The 13,783-nt window shown below is 61.3% G+C and carries 10 protein-coding genes; all 10 read left to right on the top strand.

The features are described from left to right. Positions 1-81 precede the first annotated feature (81 nt). The 10 genes from PSEBG33_RS17125 to PSEBG33_RS17170 all read left to right on the top strand — a co-directional run bounded on the left by PSEBG33_RS17125 (position 82) and on the right by PSEBG33_RS17170 (position 13,772). The gene (locus PSEBG33_RS17125) at positions 82-597 is read left to right on the top strand and encodes a sigma-70 family RNA polymerase sigma factor (protein ID WP_005786814.1); all 516 of its coding nucleotides are present in this window, start codon (positions 82-84) and stop codon (positions 595-597) included. Beyond that, positions 584-1,534 carry a FecR domain-containing protein gene (locus tag PSEBG33_RS17130; RefSeq protein WP_005786812.1) on the top strand — a complete coding sequence of 317 codons (951 nt, stop codon included), beginning with the start codon at positions 584-586 and terminating at the stop codon, positions 1,532-1,534. Before PSEBG33_RS17125 ends, PSEBG33_RS17130 begins: the two co-directional genes overlap by 14 nt. 105 nt (positions 1,535-1,639) lie before the next feature. Continuing rightward, positions 1,640-4,126 carry a TonB-dependent siderophore receptor gene (locus PSEBG33_RS17135; RefSeq protein WP_005786810.1) on the top strand — a complete coding sequence of 829 codons (2,487 nt, stop codon included), beginning with the start codon at positions 1,640-1,642 and terminating at the stop codon, positions 4,124-4,126. A 433-nt stretch (positions 4,127-4,559) separates the two neighbouring features. Further along, positions 4,560-5,999: an undecaprenyl-phosphate glucose phosphotransferase gene (locus PSEBG33_RS17140; RefSeq protein WP_005786808.1), complete on the top strand. Its 1,440-nt coding sequence runs from the start codon at positions 4,560-4,562 to the stop codon at positions 5,997-5,999. Further along, positions 5,999-7,459, top strand: coding sequence for a mannose-1-phosphate guanylyltransferase/mannose-6-phosphate isomerase (locus PSEBG33_RS17145; protein WP_005786806.1), 1,461 nt, complete (start codon positions 5,999-6,001; stop codon positions 7,457-7,459). The genes PSEBG33_RS17140 and PSEBG33_RS17145 overlap by 1 nt, the downstream gene beginning before the upstream one ends. Then, positions 7,459-8,370 (top strand): glycosyltransferase family 2 protein, encoded by a 912-nt coding sequence (locus tag PSEBG33_RS17150; RefSeq protein ID WP_005786804.1) that lies wholly within the window; start codon positions 7,459-7,461, stop codon positions 8,368-8,370. Before PSEBG33_RS17145 ends, PSEBG33_RS17150 begins: the two co-directional genes overlap by 1 nt. A gap of 6 nt (positions 8,371-8,376) precedes the next feature. Beyond that, positions 8,377-9,204 (top strand): polysaccharide biosynthesis/export family protein, encoded by an 828-nt coding sequence (locus tag PSEBG33_RS17155; RefSeq protein WP_005786802.1) that lies wholly within the window; start codon positions 8,377-8,379, stop codon positions 9,202-9,204. 70 nt (positions 9,205-9,274) lie between these two features. Next, positions 9,275-11,254, top strand: coding sequence for a GumC family protein (locus PSEBG33_RS17160; protein WP_005786801.1), 1,980 nt, complete (start codon positions 9,275-9,277; stop codon positions 11,252-11,254). Next, positions 11,254-12,435, top strand: a complete 1,182-nt coding sequence (locus tag PSEBG33_RS17165) for a glycosyltransferase (protein ID WP_005786799.1) — start codon at positions 11,254-11,256, stop codon at positions 12,433-12,435. The genes PSEBG33_RS17160 and PSEBG33_RS17165 overlap by 1 nt, the downstream gene beginning before the upstream one ends. Next, positions 12,432-13,772 (top strand): hypothetical protein, encoded by a 1,341-nt coding sequence (locus PSEBG33_RS17170; protein WP_005786797.1) that lies wholly within the window; start codon positions 12,432-12,434, stop codon positions 13,770-13,772. Before PSEBG33_RS17165 ends, PSEBG33_RS17170 begins: the two co-directional genes overlap by 4 nt. Positions 13,773-13,783 lie beyond the last annotated feature (11 nt).

Raw genomic sequence — 13,783 nt, 5'->3', positions numbered from 1 at the left:
CGAACCAGTGATTGCTGAATGCCACAACCAACGTCTAGAATGCGAAACATTATCAATTAAGCCTGCTGCGCCAGGATGACCATGTCGAGCGATCACCCACTGGACCATGCCGCCATCGGCCAGCTTTACCAAGCCCACCATTCCTGGCTGCGCGGCTGGTTGAGCCGACGCACCGGCTGCCGTGAACACGCCGCTGACCTGGCGCAGGAAACCTTCGTGCGCCTGCTCAACGCGCGCAAGCAACAGACCTTGCAGCAGCCGCGTGCTTACTTGAGCAGCATCGCGCGCAGTTTGATGATCGACCAGTACCGACGCCGCGAACTGGAACGTGCCTACCTGGAAAGCCTGGCGCACTTTCCTCAAGTCGAGGTGCCGAGCGAAGAAACCCGCCTGCTGATCCTCGACAACCTGGAGCGCATCGACCGTTTGCTCGACCAGCTCAAGCCACGGGTGCGCGAGGCGTTTCTGTTGGCCCAACTGGACGGCCTGACCTGCCCGCAAATCGCCCTGCGCCTGGGCGTGTCCAAGGCCACGGTGGAGCGCGATCTGTCCAAGGCCCTGCACGCTTGTTATCGGTTGCGTTATGCCGAATGCTGATCCGCGCCTGGTGGACCAGGCCATCCAGTGGATGATCAAGCTGCGCTTCAACACCGCTGACGACGCCAGTACGGCGGCCTTCGAACAGTGGCTGCACACCAGCGCCGCGCATCAACTGGCGTGGCAGCGCGTGGCGACCATGAATGACGACTTCACCCAACTGCCGGCGCATGTCAGTCGCCATGCCCTCGATGGCGCGCGCCAACGTATCAGTCGGCGTGAAGGCTTGAAGCTGCTGGGGTTGTTGGCCGGCGCCGCCGGGTTGGCCTGGCTGGGTCGCGACTACACGCCCCTGCCCGCCCTGATGGCCGACTATCGCACCGCCACCGGCGAGCGGCGCTGGGTGGTGTTGAACGATGGCAGCAAGGTCCAGCTCAACAGCGCCAGTGCCATCGATATCACCCTGAATGCCGAGCGGCGTCTGGTGAACCTGCGTCAGGGTGAAGTGTTGGTCAATACCGGCGCTGACAACCGTCCGTTCTGGGTGCACACCCGCGATGGTTACCTGCGCACCCTCGGCACGCGCTTTGTGGTACGTGAAGAAGCCCAAGGTACGCTGCTGGCTGTGCAGCAGGGTGCGGTCGCGGTGTATGCCGACAGCCATGACGCCAGCGCACGCCAAATGATCAAGCCGGGCGAACAGGTGCTGTTCAACCGTAGCGGCATTCGCCCTTCTCCCACCAATGGCCTGGATCCCTGGGCCTGGAGCGACGGCGTCATCAGCGCCCACAATATGCGCCTTGACGACTTCCTGGCCGAACTGGGCCGCTACCGCAACGGCTTGCTCCGTTGCAGCGAAGCCGTCGCGGGGCTGCGGGTTTCGGGCACCTATCAACTGGAAGACACCGATCAGGTACTCAAGCTGGTGGCGCAATCGTTGTCGATCAATGTGACCTACCGCAGCCCCTATTGGGTGACCGTCTCCGCTCGGGTTTGAGCGACCGAAAATAAATGAGGTGAATTCTCATTGCCATTCGACCTGTAAGGAAAGGCCGATCAACAGGCCGGTGTTGTCCACTTCCTTCAGGAGCATCCCGCGGTCATGCAAGCGTTCCCCTCCAAACGTTCCCCCCTCAGACACGCCCTCAATGCCACTCTTCTTGGCGCGTGCGTGGCAGCCAGCGCTTTGCCGTATACCGCAACAGCCCAGGAACCCCGCAGCGAGCGCCAGGCCCGCGCCTGGAATATTGCGCCCGGGCCTCTGGCGGGCGCCCTTGATCAGTTTGCGCGGCAGGCCGGTATCAGCCTGTCGTATGACGCGGGCAGCGTGGCCGGCAAAAGCAGCCCGGGGCTGAGCGGCACCCTGGCCCCACAACAGGCCCTGAGTCAGTTGCTTCAGGGCCAGGGTTTGCAGGCGCAAAGCCAGGGCCAGAACGCCTGGTTACTGCTACCTCAGCAGCAAGCCGGCTCGGCGCTGAGCCTGGGCGCCACCACCATCACTGGTGATCGTCTGGGCGCCACCACCGAAGGCAGCGGTTCCTACACCACCGGTGCGGTGACCATCGGCAAGGGCGAACATAGCCTGCGACGCACGCCGCAATCGGTGAGCGTGATGACCCGCAAGCTGATGGATGACCAGAACATCACCACCATCGACCAATTGCTGGAGCGCACGCCAGGGATCACCAGCTACGAGTCGCCCATGGGCGGCAAGTATTTTTACTCCCGGGGCTTCAAGATGCTCGGTCAGTACCAGTTCGATGGTGTGCCGCTGGACATCGGCAAGGACTACATACAGGCCGACAGTTTCAGCGCGAACATGGCGATTTATGACCGGGTAGAGGTGCTAAAAGGCGCCGCCGGTATGCTCAAGGGCGCCGGCACCGCCAGCGGTGCAGTGAACTTCGTGCGTAAGCGGCCCCAAGCCACCCCGACCACCAGCCTCGGGCTGTCGGCGGGCACCTGGGATAACTACCACGCCGAACTCGACACCGGCGGCCCGTTGAACGACAGCGGCACGGTGCGCGGCCGTGCGTCGGTCAGCCAGCAGAATCGTGGCTCCTACATGGACCTTGCCAAGCGCCAGGACCAGGCGTTTTACGCGGCGCTGGACATGGATGTCAGCCCTGACACCACCCTAGGCTTCGGCGCCAGCTATGAGGATGTCGACGCCACACCGTGCTGGAGCGGCCTGCCGCGCTACCGCGACGGCAAAAGCCTCGGCCTGAGCCGCTCCACCTGCCTGGGCCAGGCCTGGAACGATTGGCAAAGCCAGCGCACCACGCTGTTCGCCGATCTGACCCATCACTTCAACGACGACTGGAAGCTCAAAGTCAGCGCCGTGCATAGCCGCAACCTGCAAGACATCAAATACGCCGCCAGCGAAAGCACCGTGGACTATGGCAACCCGGCCCCTACGCTCACCAGCTACGCCGCGCTGCTGGATTACGATCACAAGGACTACGGCCTGGATGCCTACATTGATGGTCAATTCGAAGCGTTTGGCCTGCAACATGAGTTGATCCTCGGCGCCAATGGCAGTCGTGGCACCCAGGACGATGTCTACGCGATCCGCAACCTGCCCCAGCGCCAAAGCGTTTTCAACCCCAACCACCACTTCCCGGAACCTGCCGACGATACCTTCTGGCCCAACATGTACCGTGGCGGCACGGTCAAGGAAACCGCCACCCAATACGGCGCCTACGCCACCTTGCGCCTGCGTCTGGCCGAACCGTTGATGCTGGTTCTGGGCAGTCGCGTCAGTTGGTATGAAAACCGCCGTGAGTCCTTGAACCTGGCCTGGGGCGAGTGGGCCGACCAGGATGCACGCACCAAGGAAACCGGCGTGGTCACGCCGTTTGCCGCGCTGATCTACGACCTCAATGACAACCTTTCGGTGTACGCCAGCTACGCCGATATCTTCCAGCCACAAAGCTCCTACGCCACGGTCAGCGGTTCGGCGCTCAAGCCGAAAATGGGTGAGAACTACGAGCTGGGTATCAAGGGCGAATGGTTTGACGGGCGCCTCAACAGCTCCCTGGCGCTGTTTCGCGCCATCGAAAAAAACGCCGCCCAAACCGATTTCGAGACCCGCTGCGGCAGCTCCTCCGACGGCTACTGCTACACCGACACGGGCAAAGTTCGCGCCCAAGGGGTCGAGGCCGAGCTGAGCGGCGAATTGCTTGAACGCCTGCAAGTGTTTGGCGGCTACACCTACACGCAAACCAAGAACCTGAAGAACATCGACAGCGCAGCCGAAGGCGCGGTGTCCAACACCTACGTACCAAGGCATATGCTGCGTTTGTGGGGCGACTACCAGTTGGACGGTGCACTGTCAAAATGGACAGTCGGCGCCGGGGTCAACGCCCAAAGCAGCAATTACCGGTTGCAAACCATCAAACTGGAACAGGCCGGGTATGCGTTGTGGAATGCGCGCATTGCGTATCAGGTGGACGACACCTGGACTGTGGCGCTCAACGGCAACAACCTGTTCGATAAAAACTACTACCAGACCGTGGGTACCTCAGGCTGGGGTAATCTTTATGGAGAGCCGCGCAACCTTACGCTGAGCCTCAAAGGCAACTTCTAAACATCAGCAGTCCTTGCACCAGAGCCGGCAAGCCGGCCCTGGTTCGACAACCCCCCTTCCCCCGCCCTGCTTCTGTCAAAAAAAAGCTTTTTTCGCTGGCAGGCAAATCCCCACGTTTGTTCCTACACTCCAAAAAGCCATCATCGATTCTCGATTTTTCTGAAAGCATGGCCTCTCATGTCAATAAATCGTCATATCATGGGGGCCTCATGAGAGCCATTGAAGGCAGCGGCGAAAAAAGCCAAATCATTGACACGGAACCTCAAGGAAGCCACTATTTAGCCATCACTCCGTAAATTCCTGCGTCTGAACAGGCATTACGTATTACCCAGCAACTGCAGTTGTTCGATTTGCACCACTTGTAAAGCAAACCTGCCTTATGGATGAGCAAAACGAATAGGAACGTTCTGGTGGTGTATTGAGGATCTGATCTATGCGCGGTAAATCGTCGGTCGATAGCCTGTTTTTGACTCGTCCCGGTTTCGTTGAGTTTTTTGTCGTCTTCGTAAAACTGATCCACGGCCTCACTGCTGTGGTGCCGGCAATTATCCTGTTGTTCTACCCGGAACCCGTCGCCGAGCACATGCGCAACCACTACCTGGGCCTGCTGATATTCTTTGCGCTCTTGACCATCATTCTGTTCCAGGCCCTGGGGGTGTACTCCGAGGATCTGTTCAGCAATCGCCTGCGTTTTCGCGTGATGCTGGTGGCCTGGGTCTCAGCGTTTTGCATCCTGCTGTTCATGTACCAGATCCTGCTCCTGTTCCCACAGTTGAGCCCACGCAACCTGGCGGCCTGGTTCTCCATGAGCCTGGTGCTGTTTGGCGTGGAGCGGATATTGATGCTGCGCCTGTATCGCCATTTGATGAAGAACGGCAAATTCTTGCAGCGTACGGTGATCCTGGGTTTTACCGAGACGGCGGTGCATGTGGCTGAACACCTGTCGCGCAACAGCGATATCCGTTCCGGCCTGATCGGCTTTATCGACGACCGTACCGAGCGCATTCCCAAGGAATTGAGCCGCCTGCCCTTGCTGGGCAATACCCGCGACCTGGAAAAGCTGATCCGCTCCGAACAGGTCAACCAAGTCATGATCACCCTGCCCTGGGCCGCCGAGCAGCGTATCAACGGGCTGGTCAAACGCCTGCGGCAGATGTCGGTGAACGTCATGCTGGTGCCCGACATGGCGGCCTTGCGTTATGGGCATAACCGCATTACCGATGTGGGCGGCATCCTGATGTTCAACACCTCGCAGTTGCCGCTGCGCGGCTGGTCGCCCTTTATCAAGCGTTGCGAAGACCTGCTGCTGGCCAGCCTCGGCCTGTTGTTGCTGTCACCGGTGATGCTGGCGACGGCCATCGCGATCAAACTCGATTCCAAGGGCCCGGTGCTGTTTCGCCAGAAGCGCTTTGGCTACAACGACAACCTGATCCGGGTGTTCAAGTTCCGCTCGATGTACGTGGAACAGACCGACCTCAACGCCGAGAACCAGACCACACGCCAGGACCCGCGCATCACCCGGGTAGGCAGGATCATTCGCAAGACCAGCATCGATGAGCTGCCACAACTGTTCAACGTGCTGCTGGGCAATATGTCGATGGTCGGCCCGCGCCCCCACGCCACGGCCACCAAGGCCGCCGGGATTCCGTTCGAGCAAGCGGTCAGCGAATACAGCTCACGCCACCGGGTCAAGCCAGGCATCACCGGCTGGGCACAGATCAATGGCTACCGTGGCGAGACCGACACCCTGTTCAAAATCCAGAAGCGCGTCGAATACGACCTGGAATACATCGCCAAATGGTCGGTGTGGCTGGATCTGTACATCGTTTTCATGACGGTTCCGGCCGTCCTTTCCACCAAGGAAGTCTATTGATGAACCCTCTTAACGGATTGATCCCGTGCATCATCTCCGGTGGTTCGGGCACGCGGCTGTGGCCGGTTTCGCGGCAGAACATGCCCAAACCCTTCATGCGCATGCGCGATGACCAGAGCCTGCTGCAAAAGACCTTCCTGCGCGCCAGTCACTTGCCGGGGGTGGAGAGCATCCTGACGGTGACCAACCGCGACCTGCTGTTTCGCACCCTCGACGACTACCGTGCGGTGAACACTCAGCGATTGGCCCTGGAGCTGCTGCTGGAGCCGTTTGGCCGTAACACCGCCGCCGCCATCGCCGTGGCCGCCTTGCATGTGCAGGAGCATTTCGGCGCTGAAGCACAGTTGCTGGTGATGCCCGCCGATCACCTGATCCTGGATGAAACGGCCTTCGCCCAAGCGGTGGAAAAAGCCCGTGCGCTGGCCGAGGCCGGTTACCTGGTGACCTTCGGCATTCAGCCTGACCGTGCCGAAACCGGCTTTGGCTATATCGAACAAGGCGCAGCGTTGGGGGCCGGGTTTCAGGTCCGGCGCTTTGTCGAGAAGCCCGATCTGGCCACCGCCCAAGGCTATCTGGACGGCGGCAAGCACCTGTGGAATGCCGGCATGTTCTGCTTCAAGGCGGCCAGCCTGTTGGAAGAATTGGCCAGCCACGCCCCGGCAGTCCTGGACGCTGCCAAGGCCGCACTCGAGCACAGCCAGAGCCTGCAGAACAGCAGCAGTCGCCAGCGTGAGCTGAGCCCGGAAGGTTTCGGTACCGCGCCGGACATCTCCATCGACGTGGCCCTGATGGAAAAATCCGCAAAGGTCGCGGTCGTGCCCTGCAACATTGGCTGGAGCGATATCGGCTCCTGGGAAGCGCTGCGCCAACTCACCCCCAGTGATGACAATGGCAACCAGATCAATGGCGAGGCGATCCTGCACGACGTGCATAACTGCTACATCGACTCGCCCAAGCGGGTACTCGGTGCAGTGGGCGTGCGCGATCTGATCATCGTCGACACCCCGGACGCACTGTTGATCGCCGACGCGCACCGCAGCCAGGACGTGCGCTATATCGTCGCCGAACTCAAGCGCCAGAATCACCCGGCGTTCAGTCTGCACCGCACGGTCACCCGCCCGTGGGGCACCTACACGGTGCTGGAAGAAAGCACGCGTTTCAAAATCAAGCGCATTGTGGTCAAGCCCAAAGGCTCGCTGTCCCTGCAAATGCACCATCACCGCAGCGAGCATTGGGTAGTGGTCAGCGGCGCAGCGATGATCACCAATGGCGAGCGCGAAATCCTGCTCAACATGAACGAGTCCACCTATATTCCCGCCGGCCACAAACACCGCCTGACCAACCCCGGCATCATCGATCTGGTGATGATCGAGGTACAGAGCGGTGAGTACCTGGGCGAAGACGACATCGTGCGTTATGACGACATCTACGGCCGCGCGCCGGTGGAAGAGAAACCCTGATGCGCACGTCCCTGATCATCCCCACCCGCAACGCGGCCAGCCATCTGGACCGCCTGCTGCCAGCGCTGCGCATGCAGACCCTGCAACCGGACGAGATGCTGGTGGTCGACAGCGCATCGAGCGATGACACCGTGGCGCGTTTTCGCGAGTTTGGCGCGCGCGTGGAGGTGATTGCTGCCCGCGACTTCAACCACGGCGGCACCCGGCGCTGGGCCAGTGAACAGGTGGGCGGCGACGCTTTGATCGTCATGACTCAGGACGCGATCCCCGCCACGGCCGAGACCTTCGCCAACCTGATCGCCGAATTGCAACTGGAGCCGCTCAATGGCGTGGCCTATGGACGGCAGTTGCCGCACCCCGGTGCAGGGGTGCTGGGGGCACAGTCGCGGCACTTCAACTACCCGGCGGCCAGCCGCAGCAAAAGCCTGGCCGATGCACCGCAGCTAGGGATCAAAACCTGCTTCAGCTCCGACTCGTTTTCGGTGTACCGACGCAGCGCCCTGCAGGCGGTGGGTGGTTTTCCCCAGGATGTGATTGGCAGCGAAGACGCCTACGTCGCCGCACGCATGTTGCTGGCCGGCTACCAGGTGCGCTACGCCGCCAGCGCGCAGGTTTATCACTCCCATGATTACCGCTTGCTGGACGAGTTCAAGCGCTACTTCGATATCGGTGTGTTCTACGGCCGCGAGGCGTGGATTCGCCAGGCGTTCGGCGACGCCGGCGGCGAAGGTAAACGTTATGTGCTGGCCGAACTGCGCGCATTGCGCGAGGCCAACGCGCTGCACCGTGCGCCGGAAGTGGTGGTGCGCAGCGCCTTTAAATTGCTGGGTTATCGCCTCGGCCACCTTGAACGCCACTTGCCCAACTCGCTTAAACGGCGCCTGGGCATGTTTTCCACCTACTGGACTTGAGCTGTCATGAAGACTACCAACCGACGTTCCCGTCTTACCCTGCTCAGCCTCTTGAGTGCCTCAATCTGGCTGGCGGGCTGTTCGACCCCCGCGCGGGTGCCGCTTCCTGACAACAATACGCTCAAGGCCGGCCATCAAGCGGCGCTGACCCTGGCCGACCTGCCACCACCGCAGGTGCTGATCCAGACCGGCGACTCGCTGCGGATCGTGCGCGATGCCCAGGAACCGGCGGCGGCCGATGACATGACCGTATTCGTCGTGCGCCCCGACGGCGTGATCTCGGTGCCCAATATTGGCCGGGTCAAGGCCGCCCTGCGCACGCCCGAAGACCTGGGCAAGGAAATCACCGAGAAGTACAAGCGCATCTACCGCGAACCGGCGGTGACGGTGAACATCGCCAGCGCACCGAGCAACAAGGTGTTTATCGGCGGCGCGGTGTCCAACCCGGCGTTTTTCGACCTGGCCGGCAACGTCAGCGTCGAGCAGGCGCTGCTCAGTTCCGGTGGTGTATTGCCCTCGGCGGATGCCTCCAACGTGGCCTTGCTGCGCACCGGGCCAGATGGCAAGTACAGGACGTACTTCATCAGCCTGGAGAGCATGTTGACCAACCCCAATCACCCGCGGGTGGCGTTGCAGCGCGGCGACTTGATCTTTGTGCCGCAGTCGGGCATCGGCGCGACGGTGGAAGCCGTGGATATGTACTTCACCAAGCTGTTTCCCATCAACAAAGGGATTGGCGTGGGCTTTAACTACGACCTGAACAAGAGCGACGTGAAAAACAGCGGCAACACCATCTACAACAACCCAACCATCAACGCAGGCCAAGGATTATGAAGCGGGCGTCGTATCACTCGAACCAAGCGTTCCCGTCTTTCGTAAACCCCATATGCAATGGAGTGATCCTGTGATCGAAATCCGCTCTCTTCGCGACCTGCTGCGGCTGTTTTTCATCTACCGCCGCGAATTCAAACTGGCAGTGATCACCACGATCGTCGTCGCGGTGCTGGGTGCCTTCCTGTTGCCGGCTCGCTACGAGTCCGACGCGCGCTTGCTGGTCAAGCCGGGGCGGGACAACACCACCGTGCCGATCGAAGCCGGCAACCGCCAGACGCTGATTGCCCCGAGCACCCAGCACGACCCGATTGTCGACGAAGAAAAAATGCTCACGGGCCGGCCCATCGTGCATATCGTTGCCGAGCGCTATATGGCGATGACCTCCGAGCCGCCGCAGGGCTTCTGGAAGGTCACCAAGTTCTACATCAAGAAGGGCCTTGGCGAAGTCATCAATGGCATACGCAGTGTGCTGCAGTTTGTGGGCCTTGCCGAGAAACAAAGCCCGCTGGAGCGCCTCGCGACCTCGCTGGAGAAGAACTTCAAAGCCGGTCACGAGCCGGGCTCTTCGGTGATCGAGATTTCCTTCACTTGGGACGACCCGGCGGTGGCGCAAAAAATCGTCGAGGAATGGGTCAACGCCTACCTTGAGGAACGTGCGCGGATTCTCGGGCGCAAGAGCCTGCATACCTTCTACGAAACCGAACGCGCCAAGGTGGCGGAAAATATCCAAAGCCTGAAGGACCAACTGCAAGGCCGTTTGAAGCAGATCGATTCGATCAGTGTCGATGCGCGCCTGAAGAACCTCACCAGTCAGATCGACCGTGTCACCGACGCCAAGGTCAGCGCACAGAACCAGATCTCGGGCATTCGCAGCCTCCTGGCCAATGCCAGCCAGCAGATCAAGAGCCAGCCGGCAGACGTGGTGACGATGCGCGAAACCAGCCTCAACCCCACCCAACTGGACCTCAAGCGCCAGCTCAATGCGCTGCAAGTGGAACGCGCACGCCTGTTGCGCACCTACCTGCCGGGCACGCCGCAGGTCAATCAGATCGAGCAGAACATCCGCGACATTGAAGCCCTCAGCGCTCAGGAAGCTACGCGCCTGGAACGCTCGCAAAACACTGCGCCCAACAGCTTGGTGATCAACGTCAAGCAGCAAGTGATCGACGCCCAATTGCAAGAGCGCAAACTGGCCGGGGAAATCGAGAACTACGACAAGACCCTCGCCGAACTGCGTGACCAGCGTGACAAGGCGATGACCGATGAGCCGGAACTCAACAAGCTGAGCCAACAACTGCGCGCCGCCGAAAAAAGCTACGCCTTGTACTCGGACAATCTTGAACAGGCGCGTATCGATCACGAACTGGACAACAGCCAGATCAGCAACATCGCGCTGATCGAACACGCCACCCTGAACCCGTCACGTGTGTTTCCCAAGAGCCTGCTGATTCTGTTGTTCGCCATTCCCGCCGGCGTAGCCGTGGGCTTTTTGACCATTTATGTGCTGTACCTGCTGGACCAGCGCATCCACGATGGCACCCGCTTGCAGGAGATGTTCCAGGTGCCGCTGTGGAGCAGCATCCCCGACGTGCAAGACGCCACGCCGGCCGCCGTCACCGCCAGCCTCTATCGCCTGTACAGCCTGCTGCCCCTGGAGCGCATCGCAAGTGAAGGCTTTGCCCTGGGCCTGACCTCGGCGCGGCATGGCGAGGGCGTGACGTTTATCATCGAGCAGCTCAAGCGCCTGCTGGAAGAACGTGGCCACCGCGTCTCGGTCGACGGGGCGAACGCGCCCACGGCGGGTGAAGTGCTGTTGCTGGATGCCTCGGCCTTGTCGTCCAACCCACAGGCCTTCCTGACGCTACGCCGTGCCGACCAGATCGTGCTGGTGATCGAAGCCCGCACCAGTACCGTACCGACCATCGAAAACGCGGTGTCGCTGCTGACCACCGCGTTCGGCAAAGTCGACGGCATGATCCTCAACCGCCGCCGCTTCGAAGTACCGGCCAAGGTCCTGGCGCGGATCAACAGCTGGCGCGGTGCGGCCTGATGCGTATTGCATTGCTGGCACCTCTGCCGCCGGAGCAGACCGGAATCGCCGATTACGCCGCGCATTTGCGCAACGCGTTGATCGAACTGGGCCTTGAAGTGGTGACCCCCCTCGCGGGTTGCCAGGACCTGGCTGAACAGTTGCGGCGCTTGCAAGTCTTTGACTGGCACGGTGTGGACCTGGTCCATGCCGAACTGGGAGGTGGGCGCTTCGGTGAGTTCCAGGCGCTTGACTACCTGCGCCGGGCACACCCACAACTGCCGTTGACTGCCACGGTGCATGACCCGGAGCGCTTGATCTGGCGCCGGGCCAAGCTGTTTTTCCCCTTGACCCTGCTCGAACGCCTGCCCCACCCGCTGCCCCAGGCGGCGGCGCTGCTGGCCGACCCGCTGACCTTGCACGAAGAACGACGCCTGGCCAAAGGTATGCGCCGGCTGATCACCCTCACCCGCCTGGGAGGCGACTGCCTGCGCCAACGCATGGGCCTGCGCCCGCAGCAAGTGGCGGTGATTGCTCACGGCAACCTGCCCATCGCGCCCCAGGACTTGCCGCCGCTTGCGCCGCTGCGTCTGTTGTATTTCGGCTTTATCTATCGCGGCAAGGGCATTGAAGATCTGCTCCAGGCCCTGGCCCAGTCACTGGCCGCTCACCCGCAATGCCGAGGCCAGGTGCGCCTGACCCTGGCCGGCGGCACCGCCCCGGAAATGACCTTCGACCCGGCCGGCAACTACCTCGACGGCCTGCGCCAACAGATCAGCGCGCTGCACCTGGAGGATGTGGTGGACTGGCAGCTGGACCTGCCATCGGCGCAGATCGCCGCTACGATCCAGGCGCACCATGTGATGGTGCTGCCCTACCGTGAATCGAAAAAACTCGGTTTCCTGGGACAGATGCGTGGCACCAGTGGCGCGCTGTCGTGGGCCAATGCCTGCGGGCGCGGGGTGATCACCTCCAATGCGCGTGCCTTTGCTGAAGAGGTGGCCGGCGGCAATGGCATCACCTATCAGCAGGGCGATATCGATTCCTTGAGCAACGCCTTGAACCGCTTGATCCTCGACCCGCAGCAGGCCCGGCAATGGGCTGCCCGGGCAGCGGAAATCGGCCACCAACGCCAGTGGGCCACCACGGCCCAACGTTTTGCCGAATTATTTCGGGATGCTTGTGAGGAGCCGTTGCGATGAATATTTCATCTGTTCGCCCGATGTGGCGCTATCTGCCGCTGGTGCTGGCAATCGCCGTGGGTGGCGCCCTGCTGTCGAGTGAAAAAGTCGATGCGCAGCCGGTGAATCTGGCCCCGGAGCGCACTGTGGTATGGAAGGACTTCCTTGGCGTGAACGCGCACTTTCTGTGGTTCACGCCCGAGCAGTACCGCCAGCAGATCAAGCAATACAAGAAACTTGGGTTGCAATGGGTGCGGGTCGACCTGCACTGGGATCGCCTGGAGCCCACAGAAGACGGCTATCAACTCAGCACCTTCGATGAACTGGACCGCACCCTGAGCGCTGAAAAAATCCGCTCGGCGTTTTACCTGGTGGGCTCGGCGCCCTTTATCACCACCGCCCCCAAGGGCGCGCAGTTCCAGGACCAGTATCGCCCGCGGGACCCCGAAATCTACGCGCTGCGCCTGGCACTCCTGGCCAAGCGCTACCCCAATATCGATGCCTGGCAGGTGTGGAACGAGCAGAACCTGCCGAACAACTGGCGCCCCAAAGTCAACGCCAAGGAGTACGGGCAATTGTTATTGGCCAGTCACCAGGCGTTGAATATTGCCGCGCCCGGCAAACTGCAGGTCATGGGCGGCATGGCGTACTACAGCCAGATGCCGCCGCGGGGCAAAACCCTGATGTTCGAAGCGCTTGGCGCGCTGGGCGTGCAAAACCTGGGCATGGTCGCGGCCTATCACCCTTATTCGATGACCCCGGAAACCGATGAACCGGGCAAGAACGAAGTGCTGCTGCGCGGCGATCAACTCAATACCATGCTGCACGGCGCCGGCATCAAGAACGTATGGGCTACCGAGTGGGGCTGGTCCAGCTATGCCGGCCCCAAGGAGATGCAGGACCTGATCGGTATCGACGGGCAGGCCGACTACACCTTGCGCCGCCTGGCGTTGATGGCGTCCCAGGACTATCAGAAGATTTTCCTGTTCGCGCTGTCCGACCTCGACCAACGCGCCTCGCCACGCGACCAGCATTACGGCCTGCTGAACCTGGACGGCGAACCCAAGCCGGTCTACACCGCCCTCGCCCGCTTCCTCGAGATCACCGGCCCCTCCCTTAAACCCGGCACCACGCCCAAGCTTGAGGATGTGCCGGACAGTTTCTACAGCGTGGCCTGGACTCGGCCTGACGGAAAACACCTGTTGATGTACTGGAGTGCCAAAGGCAGCAGCATCAGCCTGCCGGACATCAAACACGCAGAACTGCTGGACCCGCTGACCGGAACTCGGCAGCCCCTGAACGACGACAACGGTATTCGCCCAGCGGTGAAGCCGAGTTTGCAGATACTGGTGTGGTAGCCCCGGGCATG

Source organism: Pseudomonas synxantha BG33R (assembly GCF_000263715.2).
Lineage (GTDB): Bacteria > Pseudomonadota > Gammaproteobacteria > Pseudomonadales > Pseudomonadaceae > Aquipseudomonas > Aquipseudomonas synxantha_A.
This window is presented reverse-complemented; position numbering and strand designations above follow the sequence as displayed.